At 42.8% G+C, this 15,086-nt stretch carries 11 protein-coding genes; 6 read left to right on the top strand and 5 right to left on the bottom strand.

The features are described from left to right. Positions 1-5: 5 nt before the first annotated feature. Positions 6-512 (bottom strand): DUF2480 family protein, encoded by a 507-nt coding sequence (locus MD536_RS11250; protein WP_239599134.1) that lies wholly within the window; start codon positions 510-512, stop codon positions 6-8. A gap of 100 nt (positions 513-612) precedes the next feature. Continuing rightward, complete coding sequence (locus MD536_RS11245; protein WP_239599132.1) at positions 613-2,724, bottom strand: peptidylprolyl isomerase; 2,112 nt, start codon at positions 2,722-2,724, stop codon at positions 613-615. 657 nt (positions 2,725-3,381) lie between these two features. Here MD536_RS11245 and nadA point away from each other — a divergent pair. Both nadA and MD536_RS11235 read left to right on the top strand, forming a co-directional pair. Beyond that, the gene (nadA, locus tag MD536_RS11240; protein WP_239599130.1) at positions 3,382-4,398 is read left to right on the top strand and encodes a quinolinate synthase NadA; all 1,017 of its coding nucleotides are present in this window, start codon (positions 3,382-3,384) and stop codon (positions 4,396-4,398) included. A 159-nt stretch (positions 4,399-4,557) separates the two neighbouring features. Then, positions 4,558-5,688 carry a DEAD/DEAH box helicase gene (locus MD536_RS11235; RefSeq protein ID WP_239599127.1) on the top strand — a complete coding sequence of 377 codons (1,131 nt, stop codon included), beginning with the start codon at positions 4,558-4,560 and terminating at the stop codon, positions 5,686-5,688. Between the two features lie 69 nt (positions 5,689-5,757). Here the strand turns inward: MD536_RS11235 and mnmG are convergent, their stop codons facing one another. Both mnmG and ybeY read right to left on the bottom strand, forming a co-directional pair. Then, the gene (gene mnmG / locus MD536_RS11230; RefSeq protein ID WP_239599125.1) at positions 5,758-7,626 is read right to left on the bottom strand and encodes a tRNA uridine-5-carboxymethylaminomethyl(34) synthesis enzyme MnmG; all 1,869 of its coding nucleotides are present in this window, start codon (positions 7,624-7,626) and stop codon (positions 5,758-5,760) included. Positions 7,627-8,177: 551 nt separating this feature from the next. Beyond that, entirely contained in the window at positions 8,178-8,621 is a 444-nt protein-coding gene (ybeY, locus tag MD536_RS11225; protein ID WP_239599123.1) for an rRNA maturation RNase YbeY, read from the bottom strand. Positions 8,622-8,646: 25 nt separating this feature from the next. Here ybeY and MD536_RS11220 point away from each other — a divergent pair, with 25 nt between their 5' ends. Genes MD536_RS11220 through MD536_RS11210 form a run of 3 tightly spaced genes read left to right on the top strand, consistent with a single transcriptional unit; the run spans position 8,647 to position 10,373 of the window. Next, positions 8,647-8,901 carry a FeoA family protein gene (locus tag MD536_RS11220; RefSeq protein WP_239599095.1) on the top strand — a complete coding sequence of 85 codons (255 nt, stop codon included), beginning with the start codon at positions 8,647-8,649 and terminating at the stop codon, positions 8,899-8,901. Between the two features lie 8 nt (positions 8,902-8,909). After that, positions 8,910-9,479, top strand: coding sequence for a nicotinate (nicotinamide) nucleotide adenylyltransferase (gene nadD / locus MD536_RS11215; protein WP_239599093.1), 570 nt, complete (start codon positions 8,910-8,912; stop codon positions 9,477-9,479). A 24-nt stretch (positions 9,480-9,503) separates the two neighbouring features. Further along, positions 9,504-10,373, top strand: coding sequence for a serine hydrolase (locus MD536_RS11210; RefSeq protein WP_239599091.1), 870 nt, complete (start codon positions 9,504-9,506; stop codon positions 10,371-10,373). A gap of 30 nt (positions 10,374-10,403) precedes the next feature. On the opposite strand, the gene MD536_RS11205 is transcribed toward MD536_RS11210, so the two are convergent. Then, a complete protein-coding gene (locus tag MD536_RS11205; RefSeq protein WP_239599089.1) occupies positions 10,404-11,771 on the bottom strand; it encodes a deoxyguanosinetriphosphate triphosphohydrolase in 1,368 nt (455 codons plus the stop codon). A 62-nt stretch (positions 11,772-11,833) separates the two neighbouring features. On the opposite strand from MD536_RS11205, the gene MD536_RS11200 reads away from it, so the two are divergent. Next, on the top strand, positions 11,834-15,070 hold the full coding sequence (locus MD536_RS11200) for a UvrD-helicase domain-containing protein (RefSeq protein ID WP_239599087.1): 3,237 nt from the start codon (positions 11,834-11,836) through the stop codon (positions 15,068-15,070). Positions 15,071-15,086 lie beyond the last annotated feature (16 nt).

The following is a 15,086-nucleotide window of genomic DNA, read 5'->3' as shown; positions in this document are numbered from 1 at the left end:
AGCTTTTACCGGCGCTTAAAAACTGGAACGGTGGAGCAGGGTTCCCCATACATGATCGACTTTGCATGCGGTAACAGGATCCGGGTGATTTCAAAATAGGCATACTCACCAATAGGTTGATCGCCACAACCCTTTATCACCACGCGTTTATCATTAAATTCGGTGGCATCAATTGTGGCCAGCCGATGGAGGAAAACTTGCTTGCGAAATTCTGCAGCCGATCCCTGGTAAACAGCTGAAGCTACCGGTTGGAGATAGCTAACCACCAGCATATAGGCCCACATGGGAATAATCGCATCTGCAGTGCAGGTAACTGCTACCATTTTTCCGCGGTATTGCTCCCAATCCAATTGTTTCATTGCTTCCCGGAATTCCTTTTCTTTCAGAATCAGGCCCATGTACAGGTGATTCGCCAGGTCAAATTCTACAATTATTTCGCGGGGAAGGTATACTTCCAGGTCGAGTGTAATCAATCCACTTTCAGCCACTTTATTTACAATCTGATCTGCCATCTGAATTGTTTTAGATACTAACAGCTTTGGGAGAACAAAGTTAGTAAATTAAAAAAGGGGATACCCGAAAGCATCCCCTTGTATATATTTAACGCAATGCTCAGAGCACTTTGGCACGTTCGTCTTTTACAGTAGCTGCTTTGCGAAGAGCGTCAACTGCGCGGAAACCGGCTGACTGACGCATTTGCTGCATCATCATTTTGCGCTGCTCTTCAGCATTCAATCCACCATCTGATACTGCTGAAACAGACTCGGTTTTCAAAACAAACACTGCTCCGTTTCCTGCGATGGGTGCAGAAACTGCTGATTGATAGGCCTTGTTAAAAGCAGCTCCGATCACTTTAGGTTCCTGCCCAACATTTGGAATAAAGGGAGAAGAGAATTTAACGCTATCAGCACTCAATACCGATTGTTGTGTAGCAGCGGCTACCGCATCCAGCGTATTGGAAGTTCCGATTTTCTTTTTAATAACTTCTGCTTTTTTCTGGTTGCGTACCTGGAATTCAACAAGCGCACGGGCTTTCACGGGCGACATCAAACCTTCCTTGTTGATTTCTGTAAGAACCGCAACAATATATTTATCCTCAATATTGAATGGTTCAGAAACCTCTCCGATAGATGCTTCATTTACCCAACGAACCAACTGGCGACTAGAGCCAAGTCCGGGAATCATGATATCATTTGCTTTGATTTCCTGGGCGATCAGCTTGGTTAGATTTTTTTTGTTTGCGTTCTCGTCAAAGGATTTTGCATTTCTGCTTTCTCCGGCAAACTGGTTAGCAGCACCGGAAGCTGTGTTCTCCGTTTGCTGACTGGCCATAATAGGACGGCTCAGGTATGCTACTTTGTATGCTTGTTCAAAACCTTTCTGATTTAATACCTCTATATAGTGGTAACCAAAATCAGTTTTTACAACTTTTTTCTCGCCGGTAGAACCATAGAAAATGAAATCAGCGAATTCTTTGGCAAGATTACCCATCTGCTGGCTACCAAAATCATATTCACCACCGTTGTCTTTGCTTCCAGGATCTTCGCTGAATTGTGCAGCCATGGCTGCAAAGCTGGCTCCTCCACGGATAGCTCCAACGATTGAATCAATTCGGGATTTGGCAACACTATCTGTATTGGTTTGCGTACTGATTAAGATATGGCGACATTTAACACTGTCAGGGAGACTGCGTTTACCCAGCATTTTAGCCACTACATAATTTCCACCATCTATATATGGGCCGTAAACAGCTCCATCCGGAAGCTCCCGAATGGTATCAGCATTTGGAACCTGTAATCTTGATTTCAGGACATATCCGTCAAAATAGGGAACATCGCTATTGTTCCTGGTAAGAAACTGGGCAGCATCGCTGGCATTTCTGAATTCTTCGCGAAGGTTTTCCAGGTTGGTACGAACTGCAGCTGTGTCCTCTGTTGTAGGAGCTGCACTGAAACTTACATAGCTGATGCTGCGGGAAGCTTCCTGCTTGAATTCTTCTTTTCTTTTAGAAATATATGCAGTGATATCTTCATCGGTAACTTTTACCTCGGGAAGGCTATCGCTGATTGTGTTATATGGTACAGCTACAAATTTGATAGCAGCAATCTGGCTGTTTTCAGCAGCTGTTTTTTCCGCCATCCATTTTGGAATGTAATAAGTATTGGCCAATAAGGCAGTATACTTTTCCCGAAGCCGGAAATTGGCGAGAGCAGGCAGGTATTGCTCCGTGAAATTTTTAGCCATCGGATCATTCTTCTGCTTTTTCAGAGCATCTACTGCCTGTTTGGCTTTATTCGCATCGTACTGTCCATTTTCATTGGTGAACTGCTGGCGAAAATCAGCAGGAGGATTATCTCCGAACAGAATATCATTTAATTCCTGGCTACTTACGGCCAATCCCAATTTTTTGAATTCGTTTTCCAGAACATTTTCTTCAATGAACTGATTCCAAACCTGTTCCTGGATATTTTGCCGCATCATTTCGTTGATGGGATAACCCTGCTGCTGTAATTGACTTTCCTGCAGTTGCAATCTTTTCTGAAACTCCACATAATCAATTTCCTGTCCGTTTACAGATCCAAGCGAAGTTTGATTGCCACCAAAGATTCCACGACCCCGGGCGCCTGAAACAGAATCCATTAATAAAAAGCCAAGCAAACTCAACGCGATAATGATAAATACAAGCCAGGCTGCCTTATCCCTGATGTTTTGAATGATCGACATGGTGCGATTTAATTATACTATTATATTATACTCAAAAAATGAGGAGCGAAAATAAGGAATTCCAACTTATGAACAAATTGTGGAAAAAGCCGGAAATACGCTTCAATTCTACCTTTCAGACCTATCCGGTCGTACAACCGGAATGAATTGGTCGTAATACATTAAAAACTTAATGTATATTAATTTTTCAAATTGTTTCACAGATTTTACCCCTTTTTCAACAATGAAAATGCATATCCAATCATATTTTCACCGATAAATCGTGGATCGTGAAACTAAAACTCACAGGTATTTGTGGATCTCTTTAAAAATCGGTGGAAAAGCCGGGTTTTGGAAATTTTAAATCGGGGATAGATTTTGAATAAGTAAGGGCATGGGTAAAATTGATTCGGCAGAAGTGGAACAAGTGCTTATTTATTCAATCTGAACTAACAGGAAGGTAGTAGTTTTGTTATACAGTGGTATAGAAATCCACTGTTGTGAATAAGCAGGCTAAACTGCGATGATCAACCGAATTCAGTAGGTTTGTAAGATGTGGAAAGCTGTGGATAAGCTGATGATATTGAGATTTCCAACTTATTTAAAAGATATTATCCCCATATCCACAGCCCTAATAGTAATAGGTTATTTTTTTAAAAATATTATATATTATATACTATGGCAGTTATTAACATGGAAGAAGCGAGAAAAAATGTATCCCGTGTTGGCTTTCTGGATATAGAAATTGACCCCACGCTGGATTTATTCCATGAGATTGAACGCCTTAAAAAAGAAAAGAATGCGATTCTCCTGGCGCATTATTACCAGGAGCCGGATATTCAGGATGTAGCGGATTATATTGGGGATAGCCTGGGTCTTGCGCAGCAAGCAGAAAAGACAACTGCTGATATCATCGTTTTTGCCGGGGTTCATTTTATGGCCGAAACTGCTAAAATTTTAAACCCAACAAAGAAGGTATTACTGCCTGATTTAAATGCTGGATGTTCACTGGCTGATTCAGCACCAGCTGAGAGGTTTCGTGCATTTAAAGAGCAACACCCCAATCATATCGTGATTTCTTACATCAACTGTACTGCTGATATTAAAGCGCTGAGTGACATCATTTGCACCAGCAGTAATGCAGAAAAGATCATTGAAAGTTTACCGGCTGATCAACCGATCATTTTTGCGCCTGATAAAAATTTAGGAGCTTATCTGAATAAGAAATCAGGAAGAAATATGGTTTTGTGGGATGGCGCCTGTATGGTGCATGAAATCTTTAGTTTGGAAAAAATTACCAAATTGAAAGTGCGTCATCCAGAAGCAAAGTTGATTGCACATCCGGAATGTGAGGAACCCCTGCTACAGATAGCTGATTTTATTGGAAGTACCACCCAATTGTTGAAATACACACAGCAGGATGCATCATCTGCCTATATCGTGGCCACTGAAACAGGCATCCTGCATCAGATGCAAAAAGCTAGTCCGGGTAAAACCTTTATACCTGCCCCTCCTGATAACAGTTGCGCGTGCAATGATTGTCCGTATATGAAACTTAACACCCTGGAGAAATTGTATTTGTGTATGGAATATGAAACTCCTGAAATTCTAATGGATGAGCAATTACGACTGGCTGCTAAAAAACCAATTGATCGGATGCTGGAAATCAGTAAAGCTGCCGGATTAGGGGGTTAATTTTAAATTTAACAGCTTAATCCGCTGTTAATTGATACCTTTGCATTTCTTATTCTCGTAGCCGCTATTGCGAATTCTTCTCCTACTCGTGCTGGTTGTTTCGTTTCTAAGACGCCACTGGCTTGAGTTAGCCTTCATTTTTTATTTAAAAATTTTATCGTGAGTTTTTCGCAATTAGCTATTTCAGGCTCTATTCAAAGAGCGCTGAATGATTTGGGTTATACTAACCCCACCCCTATTCAGAGTAAAGCTATTCCCATTATTCGTCAACGTAAAGACCTGTTGGGTTGTGCCCAGACGGGAACCGGGAAAACAGCAGGATTTGCCATTCCGGTTTTGGAATTAATGGAAGAAGACAGGAAGAATGCAACTAAAGCTAGGGGCATCCAGGTATTGGTTTTAACTCCTACCCGGGAATTGGCCATCCAGGTGCTGGAAAGTTTCAGGGATTATGGAAAATATCTTCCTTTCCGAAGTGTTGCCCTTTTTGGTGGGGTATCACAGGTTCCGCAGGTTCAGGAATTGAATCGTGGTGTGGATATCCTGGTTGCCACGCCAGGACGATTATTAGACCTGGTACAGCAAGGTTTACTATCATTGGATACCATCCGCTACTTTGTGCTGGATGAGGCCGACAGGATGCTGGATATGGGCTTTGTACATGATGTCAAGCGGATCGTTCGGATGTTACCTGTTAAAAGACAAACATTATTCTTCTCAGCCACCATGCCCACTGAAATCAAAAGGCTGGCTGATAGTATGCTGGTTCAACCCGAAACAGTTGCTGTTCATCCTGTATCATCAACGACGGAACTGGTTCGCCAGGAAATATTGTTCCTGGATAAGGATTCCAAGAAGGATGTTTTGATCCCTATTCTAAAAGAAGAGGATACGGACCGTGTATTGATTTTTACGCGAACAAAATACGGAGCAGATAAACTATCCAAATTCCTTCACAGATCAGGAATCAGTTCTGCTGCGATTCATGGGGATAAAACCCAGGGTGCAAGGCAACGTGCTTTGTCTGAATTCAAAGAAGGAAAAATTACTGCATTAGTCGCAACAGATATTGCGGCCCGCGGAATAGATATTGATGAACTAAGCTTTGTTGTCAATTTTGAAATCCCTAATATTCCCGAAACCTATGTACACCGCATTGGACGTACGGGCAGAGCGGGTCGTAATGGTTTTGCTTTATCTCTCTGTGATTCTACTGAACGCGCCTATTTGAAAGATATTGAGAAATTGATTGGAAAGAAAATTCCTGTCAGGAAAGCTGAATTGGTATAAACAGATGATGCATTTAAAGGGCCTAATTAATATGAAAAATAAAAATAATATTAATTAGGCCCTTTTCATTTATCTGCCCATATAGACCATCAGGATTTGTACATCACTTGGATTAATTCCACTGATTCTACTGGCCTGTCCAAGGGTTCTGGGTTTGATTCTTTTTAGTTTCTCCCGGGCTTCATTACTAATTGCTGCAACTTTTGAATAATCAAAACTATCCGGAATTTCCAGGTTTTCCATCTGGTTCATTCTACCCACCAGTTCCTTTTCTTTTTCTATATACACATCATATTTTAACTGAATCTCCGCTTGTTCGATAGCTTCAGTTCTGAAGGTAATCAGATTAGATTCAAATCTTGGTACAGCCTTGCTTAATTCTGCCAGACTGATATTTGGTCGCAGCAGCATTTGTGCTGCTTTTTGTTTTTGTTGAATGGGTGCCGATTGAATGGATTCCAGGTAAGGATTAATTTCAGCTGGTTCAAAAGAGAATTCCTGGAGTGTTTTTTTAACTTGTTCGGTTTGTTCCTTTTTCAATCGAACCGCATCCATTCTTTCCTGGCTGGCTAGTCCCATTCTGTAGCTAGCCTCAGTGAGGCGTAGGTCAGCATTATCCTGGCGTAACAAGGTTCGGAATTCTGCCCGGCTGGTAAACATGCGATAAGGTTCCTCTGTTCCTTTTGATATAAGGTCATCTATCAATACACCTATATAGGCGTCACTTCTTTTTAGAATGAACGGTTCAGAATGGTTGATTTTAAGATGCGCATTAATTCCTGCCATCAAACCCTGGCAGGCAGCTTCTTCATACCCGGTAGTTCCGTTGATTTGCCCGGCAAAAAACAGGTTCTGAATTTTTTTAGTTTCCAGGCTATAGGTTAACTGGGTTGGTGGAAAGTAATCGTATTCGATGGCATAACCCGGTCGAAACATCTTCGCCTTTTCAAAACCTGGAATTGAAGTGAGTGCTTTATACTGAACATCTTCTGGTAGAGACGTGGAGAATCCATTCACATATATCTCTACTGTATTCCATCCTTCTGGTTCAACAAAGATCTGGTGTCTTTCGCGGTCTGCGAATCGATTGATTTTATCTTCAATACTGGGACAATAGCGGGGACCAACTCCTTCAATTCTTCCCGTGAACATGGGGCTTCTGTCGAATCCTGTTTTCAACAATTCATGGGTTTGGTTATTGGTATAGGTAATAAAGCAACTTCTTTGATCGGCTGCTTTTACCAGGGGTTGAGGTAGATAGCTAAATCCAACAATCTTTTCATCTCCTTTCTGTTCTTCCATTTTAGAGTAATCCAGGCTTCTTCCATCTATCCTGGGCGGTGTTCCAGTTTTCAATCGATCTGCTTCAAAACCCAGTTCAACGAGTTGTTCGGTAATACCAGTAGCTGCTTTTTCTGCTACTCTCCCTCCACCAAAGGTTTTTTCCCCGATATGAATGATTCCATTCAGAAATGTCCCACTGGTAACAACCACGGCTTTGGCATGGATGGAATGTCCTAAACCGGTAATAACTCCAGTTGCTCTGCCATCTTTAATAAGTAAACCCTTTACCATATCCTGGTAGAAATCTACCTTTTTGGTTTGTTCGAGCAGTTCTCTCCAGGTTGCAGCAAATAGCATGCGGTCGTTCTGAGCTCGGGGACTCCACATAGCAGGACCCTTTGAACGATTCAACATTCGGAATTGAATAGTAGAGCGATCTGTTACGATGCCAGAATAACCACCCAGTGCATCTATTTCACGTACTATCTGGCCCTTTGCTATACCACCCATGGCAGGATTGCAACTCATTTGCGCAATGGTTTGCATGTTCATGGTTACCAGTAAAACCGAGCTACCCATATTAGCTGCGGCTGCAGCTGCTTCACAACCCGCATGTCCGGCTCCCACAACAATAACATCGTACTCAGGAAACATTCAAATGATTTAAGGTGCAAAAATACAGAGTTCAGGTAAGCAGTGGTTATTAATATGATGTTCCACGTGGAACGGAGGGGTAAATAGTAGAGGAAACAAAGGAAAGGGAGGATGGATAAAGGAGGAATGGAAGAGGGAAAAAGGTGGAAGGGGACGTATAATGAATGAAAAGAGAGGCTTCCTTCAAGAAAGAACTATAAAGTAAACCGTGGCAAGCTCTTATATCATGGTCAATTTATAACCTGGAACCCAGGCAATGAAATCCTTATTTTGATATGGTAAATTTCAAGGATTGGTAGAATATCTGCTAGTCAATGTTTGGTGACTAAAAGAACAGGAATTTTTACTACATGATCTGAATTAAAAAGCAGGCCTGCTTTCCAGTTAAGTGGCCCCTCAGTACCACAAGTTATTTTTGAAGTGGCCGATACTCATTCCTTAAGAATTAACGCTGCTCAAAAAAATTCACTGAAGTATGAATAAGTAAAGCAATTAACTTTCACTCAGGGAGAATAGTAACCGTCTATTCTTTATGTTCCACGTGGAACAAGTCAGTTATTAAAGTAGAGATCCAGGTACTCATTTTCCTTAGCCCTCATTAAGGTGGTCTCTTTTGCGGACTTGTCGCGGTATCCACAGAGGTGTAAGGCTCCATGAAAGATTACCCGGTGTAACTCCCGCTGAAAAGATTCTCCTATTTCCCGGGCATTTTCCTTTACCCGATCTATGCTGATATAGATTTCTCCCTGGGAGGGTTGCTTTTTTTCGGCTAATTCAAAGCTGATTATGTCCGTATAATAATCGTGCTGTAAAAAGCTCCGGTTGATCTCCAAAAGGTAATCATCGGTACAGAAGATATAATTGAGTTCCTCCAGTGCTTTTTTCTCCCGCTTGAAAAGGGTGGCCAGGAAAGTTTTTAGCTGGGTTCTATTAGAGAACTTAAATCCGGAGGCCTGGTAATGAAAGGAGATATTATCGGTAGCTTTGTGCATCATTTCCATAATTCGTAAAACAAATTTAATGGCCGATCGTAGTTTTGGAGAAGGAAATATGAAACGATTATCAGAAATAGGAATCGGCCGTACGGTCGTCATCAAGAGTTTTGAGAACAATGAAATTTTTCTCAAGTTGATGGAAATGGGATGTGTACCTGGTGAAAAAATCAGGATTGAACAGATTGCACCTTTGGGTGATCCCATAGCAATTACTGTTTCAGGTTATAACCTGAGCCTCCGCCTGGATGAGGCGCGTAATATTTTTGTAGAAGAACTTTAATACAGATCATGAAAATCGGTTTGTATTTCGGTTCCTTCAACCCCATTCATACAGGCCACTGTATCGTAGCCCATCAGATGGCCTATCAGACTGATCTTCAACAGGTCTGGCTGGTAGTATCACCTCAGAACCCTTTCAAACCTTCCAATGGTCTTTTAAATGAATATCACCGCCTGCATCTGGCAAAGCTTGCTATCCAGGGAATTGACCGGCTGCGGGCTACAGATATTGAGTTTCATTTACCAAGGCCCTCCTACACCATTGATACCCTGATCTACCTTGAAGAGAAATTTTCCCAGCATGAATTCAGCATCGTTATGGGAAGCGATGGTTTACAAAACCTGCATAAATGGAAAAATGCTGAAACCCTGGTTCAACGAACCAGTTTTTATGTTTATCCAAGGCCAGGATTCCCTATTAGTACTGTCCTTAAAGCGAATATAACAGCTGTAAATGCTCCCCTGCTGGATATCTCCGCCACTTTTATCCGAGATCAGATCAAGGCAGGAAATGATATTCACTACTTGGTTCCAGAACCCGTACGGGAAGAAATTGAGAAAAATGGTTATTATCGCTAAAGCCAGGATACTTAAACCTTTACTATGTTTAACAGATTTAGTTTCGCGTTCCTAATTATTTGTATTTCAATCAGTTCCGCAGCACAGAAAACAGACTGGAAACTGGAGGAAAAACTCCGCCAACTTACGGCGGATTTCAAAGGAGATGTTGGTATTTATGTAAAACACCTTAAAACAGGCAAAACGGTGGCCATTCAGGCAGATAGCATTTTCCCAACCGCCAGCATGGTCAAGATTCCCATATTGATTGGCATTATGGACAAGCTCAATAAAAAGGAGCTCTCCTACCACCAACCCCTGATCTACAAAGATTCTCTTCTCTATGAAGGAGAAGATATCCTGGGCTCTTTCAAGGATGGTGAAACCATTCAACTGGCGAAAGTCATGATGCTGATGATGACCACCAGCGATAATACTGCCAGTTTATGGCTGCAATCGCTGGCTGGTACCGGAACCCGGATTAATGAGCTGATGGCGCAACTTGGGTTAGAACATACCCGGGTGAATTCCAGAACTCCCGGTAGAAAAGAAAATCAGCAGGTCTATGGATGGGGACAAACCACTCCCCGCGAAATGGGTACCCTGATGGAACTGATTTATCGCGGACAAGTGATTGATAAAGCCGCTTCCGATCAGATGCTTCGCATCATGGGAAGAAATTTCTGGGATGAAGAAGCGATTTCCGTTCACCCGCCCACAGTTTTTATTGCTTCCAAAAATGGTGCGGTCAATGCCTCCAGAAGTGAAACCTTGCTGGTGATGGCGCCAAAAGGTCCTTATATCTTCTCCATTATTACCAAAAATCAGCAGGATCAGAGCTGGGAACCCGAAAACGAAGGTTGGGTGCTGGCCAGGAAAGTGGCTGCACTGCTTTGGGAGCAATATGGAAAGTGAGATGTCAGACGTGAGATGTGAGAAGACGAATCAGGTGTGGCGGGGTAAACTGATACCGCGCAGGTTTTTGTACAATTCCATCGCATAGGAATCGGTCATGCCTGCAATAAAATCTACCACATTTAATGCCTTTCCATAAGCACCCGCTCCTTCTTCCCGGTATTGATCCGGTAATAACTGCAATACTTTCTTTTCCCTGTGACTGGGTCGCTGGTTCAATACCGCCGGAATAAAATGACTTAGTAGCGAATGCATCACTTCATATCCTGCCAGTTCAATTTTTACCACCGTTTCATGATTGTAAATGCGCTTTACCGTTATATTGTTGATTTCTTTCAAAGCAGCTCCCATGGCAGGTTCTACTTCATCCAGTAAAGATCGGTTATACTTACCTGTTAGTAATACGGATTCATTTTTCATGAAATTCTGAACCGCTGTTTCCACCAGCAGGTTGATCGACATAGCCCTGAGAAAGGCCAACTGTTCACGGGAATCGCCTTTTAATTTATCCAGCGTCACATGAATGCGATCCATGCGTTCCTTTCTTCCTGTTTCCAGCAGGTTCACCAATGCTTCCACAGCAGTTTTGCTATCGAGTATGCCTAACCGATGTGCATCTTCCCAATCAATTACCCGATAACAGATATCATCGGCGGCTTCCACCAGGTACACAAAGGGATGTCTTCTGAAGACAAGTGGGTCTTCCTGTTCTGCCACCATTCCAAGGGTTTCCGCCACTTTTCTGAAACTCTCCTGCTCCGATTGAAAAAATCCATATTTCTTCCGGTGTACTGCTGAGCCATCTGCTGCCAGGGAAGCACAGGGATATTTGGCAATTGCCGCCAATGTACTATAGGTTAACTGATATCCTCCCTGCTGGCGATTCGCATAATGATGGGTGAGGATCCGGAAGGAATTGGCATTACCTTCAAAATGAGTCAGATCCTGCCATTCCGCCTCCTTGAAATGTTCAAGAAGTGAAATACCATTTAATGTTTCTGCTGCTGCATCGGTAAAATAAGCAGAGATGGCAGACTCTCCGGAATGCCCGAATGCTGGGTTCCCGATATCATGAGCCAGGCAGGCAGCAGCTATCACGCTTGACAAATCAGCCTGGTAAAATTCGCGCGCAGCTGGATCAGCCAGTTCAGCCAGTTCCAGTCCCACTAACTTACCAAGTGATCGCCCCACACTCGCTACTTCGAGGGAATGGGTCAGACGATTGTGTACGAGTACGGGTCCGGGTAATGGAAATACCTGTGTTTTATCCTGCAACCGACGGAAAGCAGCAGAAAAAATCAGGCGGTCGAAATCACGCTCATAGGCAGTTCTGGCCTGGGCCGACCGATACTCCTGACCAAATCTTGCATTTGTAAAACAGGTATTCCAATTCATCATGCTGCAAATGTAGGTTCCCTTTTAGCAATTATCGATAAGTTTGGGCAGCTTAACTACGCTTCATGTTAAACAGCGCCCCTCTCCATATTTACAGAGCTTCCGCAGGATCCGGAAAAACATTTTTACTCGCCTCTGAATACCTATGCCTCTTATTTGAGAATCCGTATAAATACCGGGAGATCCTGGCTGTTACATTTACGAATAAGGCTACGGAAGAAATGAAGGAAAGGATATTGGGAGAGTTAAAAAAAATCGCCACCGGAACTTCAACTCCCTATAGCCGCATTATCCAGGAAAGATTTCCGGAATTACAGGATACTACTGCTTTACAGGTTGCCGCCGATCGTATTTACAGAACCATCCTGCACGACTATGCGAAATTCTCTGTTTCTACTATTGATAGTTTTGTTCAACAGGTTATCCGCTCCTTTGCTTTTGAAATTGGCCTGGATGCAGGTTTTGAATTACAATTAAACCAGGATATAGTAAAAGAAGAATTGGCAGATCGCCTTTTTGAAATGTTGGAATCCAGCCAGGAATTATTAGACTGGATACGATCCATCGCCATTGATAGAATTGATGCCGGACAAAACTGGGATTTCAGATCTGAACTGTTATCCCTAGCCAGTGAAATTTTCCAGGAACGTTTTTATCGCTTTGAAGAGAATATGCGTAACCTGGATAACCCGACTGCTGCTTTCGATACGCTTAGAAAATCCATGCAGGATGTTGTGAAAAAAGTAGAGGAATCCATGCGGATTTTCGGCCAGCAGGGAAACGACATCATACAAAATGCAGGGATCGATACTTCTTTCTTTTCCAGAGGTAATAAGGGTTTCATTACCTACTTCACTAAAATTCAAAAGAAAGAGTACAAAGCCACCGTTACTGTGCAGGATGCTCGTGACAACCTCGACAAATGGACCACGGCAAAAGCAGCTCCGGAAATAAAAGAAGCAGTTGCCAACATCTACCCTGCCCTTAACACCTGCCTGGCTCAGGCGCTTGATTATTACGAAGGGCAAGCCTTCTCCTATCAGACAGCCAAAGCCATTCTTCGCAAACTGAATAACCTCAGCTTATTGCGCATACTCGCGGATCAGCTGGGTGATTACCGCCGCGATAATAATGTGCTCCTGATATCCGATACCCAGCAACTATTAAGAGAACTGGTAAAAGATAATGAGGTTCCTTTTATATATGAAAAAATCGGAAACCGCTATCAGCATTTTCTGCTTGATGAATTCCAGGATACCAGCCGCTTTCAATGGGATAATTTCAAACCCTTATTGGAACAGTCCGTTGCTGTTGGTGCCTATAACCTGGTGGTAGGTGATGTGAAACAATCCATTTATCGTTGGAGAAATGGCGACTGGCGATTGCTTCAATCACAGGTGAAACAGGATATCGGTTATCAGCTGGTGCAGGAAGCCAGTCTGCAGGAAAACTATAGGAGTCGTGCTTCTATTATTAATTTTAATAATGCTTTATTCAGCCGCATTCCTGCTTTACTTCAGCAAGACTTCTCAAATGAAATGAGCCAGGTTCAGGATTCCTCCATCCAGGAACGCCTGCACGGCAATTCCTATTTCACGATCATCGAAGAAGCATATAAAGATGTGCTGCAGGAAAAGCCGGCAAACTGCCAATCTGGTGGCAAAGTGGAAATACAATTTTTTGAAAAAGAAAATTCACAGGCACCTACCTCCTGGAAACCTGCAGCGGAAAACCGACTCTGTGAATTGATTGATGAACTGCTGCTAGAGAAAAAGCTGAAGCCGGAGCAACTGGCCATTCTTACCCGCAACAATGCGGATGCACGCAGAATCATCAACGTACTACTGGAACACAAACAAAAATCAGGCAATGTCCACGATTATAAACTGGTGTCATCTGACGCGCTGCTGATCAGCGCCTCCCCTGCTATACAATTGTTACTGGCTGCATTCCGCTATCTCCTGAATGAAAAAGATGATATCGCAAGAGTGGAGCTGGTGCAGGCTAATGCACTACGCCAGCAAATATCTATAAATGAAAAATCATTGTATCGAAGAGATATCAATCACCAGCTCTCCTTATTGCCTGCAGCATTTATTGAGGAAAAAAACCGGATTTCACAATCATCATTATACGAAGCAACAGAACTCCTGATCGCGATTTTTGAACTGGATGCATGGGAAAATGAACAGCCCTATATCCTTTCCTTCCGCGATCTGGTAAATAACTTCAGTACCAAAGGCAAACCCTCGATACGTGATTTCATACTCTGGTGGAAAGAAGATGGAGAAAAAAGAGCCTTACCGCTTTCATCCGCTTCCAACGCCATACAGATACTGACCATTCATAAATCAAAGGGACTTGCTTTTGATGTAGTGTTGTTGCCTTATACCGATTGGAAATTGAAATCGGATAAGGGTTTATTATGGTGCGATTGGAAAGACGATGCATCAGAACTGGATGTATTGCCTGTAGACATTCAATCCTCCTTAGCGGAAACAGCTTTTGCCTATGAGTATTTTGAAGAAATGCTGATGAGCAGGATGGATGCACTCAACCTGCTCTATGTAGCACTGACTCGCGCAAGACTGGGTATTTATATGCTGGCTCCACAGCCCTCTTCGAAGGCAGATAAAACAATGAATACTATTGCTGACCTGATCTACGAAGGAATCAATCACACAAACCCATTTATTATTGAAGGTGATCTTGTACGGGATGATACAGCGCCAGCAATGGAAAAGGACCTGGTGCTTCCAAAGACCCCAGGCTCCCTCAGGCAGCTTAGCGTATTGAGAGAACCTGCCAGGGAAGAACAGCTGTTGAAATTGCATCCTACAGAGCAACAGAAAATCGGACAACTGGCGCACCTGGTATTGTCCAGAATTTCAGCAGCAAAAGAATTGGCTCCCTGCCTGCAGCGAATGCAGATGGAAGGCAGTATCAATTCAGCACAACTCGAACAGGTGAAAGCCTATGTAATGGAAGTATTTGAACAGGATCAACTGGGAAAATGGTTAAGCGGAACGTATACAGTACTGAATGAAAAATCCATCCTCTTGCCCGGAGGTGCTGTGAGAAGACCCGATAAAATCCTGTCAGGAGAACAGGAAACGATTCTGCTCGATTTTAAATTCACACAGGAATCCAGTCCCTCACATGCCAGGCAGTTAAAAGAATACCGGGAGTTGCTGGAACAGATGGGCTTTCCTGCTGTACAGGCTTTTGTTTATTATGGTTATAACAATTCCCTGGTACCACTTCATGCCCTGCCCCATCAACAGGGAAAATTATTCGGTTAATGGTTAATGAATCAGT

The sequence above is a fragment of the Flavihumibacter cheonanensis genome, assembly GCF_022352215.1.
Lineage (GTDB): Bacteria > Bacteroidota > Bacteroidia > Chitinophagales > Chitinophagaceae > Flavihumibacter > Flavihumibacter cheonanensis.
This window is presented reverse-complemented; position numbering and strand designations above follow the sequence as displayed.